Origin of the sequence: Paraburkholderia sp. BR13444, from assembly GCF_040948755.1 — a bacterium.
Classification (GTDB): Bacteria; Pseudomonadota; Gammaproteobacteria; order Burkholderiales; family Burkholderiaceae; genus Paraburkholderia; species Paraburkholderia youngii.
The window spans coordinates 1-243 of record NZ_JBFPKM010000082.1; the positions used below are offsets into that span (position 1 = coordinate 1).

1 rRNA gene is annotated in these 243 nt (G+C 58.8%); it reads right to left on the reverse strand.

Annotated elements, in window-relative coordinates:
- Positions 1-108: 108 nt before the first annotated feature.
- A 23S ribosomal RNA gene (locus AB3X95_RS39080) occupies positions 109-243 on the reverse strand; the annotation flags it as partial.

Genomic DNA, 243 nt, shown 5'->3' on the forward strand with positions numbered 1-243 from the left:
CTTCGCTTCCGAAGAAGCTCGCGCCACACCCTTGAGTCCTGTGCCCGGATTTGCCAAGGCACCCTCTCCAATGCAGCGACCGGGACTTCCAACACCCGGACAACCTTCCGCGATCCGTCCCCCCATCTTCAGACAGGATTTCACGTGTCCCGCCCTACTTCTCGTACACCCAGTTCTTTCACACTGTTTTCGCCTACGGGGCTATCACCCGCTATGGCCGCACTTTCCAGAGCGTTCGGCTAA